Consider the following 1125-nt stretch of genomic DNA (forward strand, 5'->3'; position numbering starts at 1 on the left):
CAAAGGAACATCCGGAACAATGGTTTTCTGTACAAGATCCTGTCTTTCTCCTTTTCTTCTCGGATCTTCATTTTTACCGAAATAGGAATACGGCCAGCCATAAAAAGCATTCTGTTTTACACTGGTAAGATAATCCGGAACTAAGTCGTCTCCCAATTCATCCCTCTCATTCACAACTGTCCAAAGTTCTCCCGTTACCGGATTCCAGCTCATTCCCACGGGATTTCTGAGACCGGCTGCATAGATCTTCTCCCCGCTTCCATCAGGATTTACTTCCAAGATATTCGCTCTTCTCACCTCTTTATCCATTCCGTTTTCTCCAACATTACTTCCCGAACCTACTGAAATATAGATTTTAGATTGATCCTTATTGGTGATCAGGTTTCTCGTCCAGTGATTGTTATATCCTCCTGCGGGAAGATTTACAATCTTTTTCCCCGGTTTTGTAATCTTCGTATCTCCTAATTTGTAAGGATAAACCCATAAACCATCGGTATTTGCCACGTAAAACTGATCTTTAATAATCAACATCCCATAAGGCTGATTAAGATTGGCAAGAAAGACACTTGAAGATTCCGGAACTCCGTCTTTATCGGCATCGCGGTAAAGGATGATTCTGTTAGCCGATTTTCCTCCTACCTCAGCATCACTTTTACCACTGACGTCATTTTTAATCTTCTCGGAAACAGTACGTTCAGAATTGGATAAAACCACAAAAACATCTCCGTTTTCAGCCTGAATCATGTTTCTGGGGCTTTTAATGTTTTCTGCAAATCTGGTTACGGTAAATCCTCCCGGAGCAACAGGCGATTTTCCTTTCGGCCAGCCAAGAACGTTACTAAACTTTGTTTTACTGCTTTTTTCATCCGGTGCAGGAAGTTTCAGAGTATCTGTTTTGGTGACCGCAGTATCGCTTCCTGTTTTATCATTTTTATTCTCTTTACAGCTCAACGTCAGTAAAGCTAACACTGGTAGAATGTAGTTTTTCATATATTGTAAGTTGTGATTTTGTTTCTGAGAGATTACAAAAAGTATTCCTTTAAGAAAAAGGCTATTATTCGTGAATATTATTAAGGGGTATTATTTAAATGAAATAAAAATCAGATATAAATTACAATGATTTTA

The 1125-nt window shown here is 38.7% G+C and carries 1 protein-coding gene; it reads right to left on the reverse strand.

Features of this window, described 5'->3' with window-relative positions; translation table 11 throughout:
• On the reverse strand, nt 1-990 hold a 990-nt coding region (locus tag WFK35_RS22865), incomplete at its 3' end, for a PQQ-dependent sugar dehydrogenase (RefSeq protein WP_336734947.1).
• Nucleotides 991-1125: the final 135 nt, after the last annotated feature.

The sequence above is a fragment of the Chryseobacterium sp. VD8 genome (genome assembly GCF_037149975.1).
GTDB lineage: Bacteria > Bacteroidota > Bacteroidia > Flavobacteriales > Weeksellaceae > Chryseobacterium > Chryseobacterium indicum.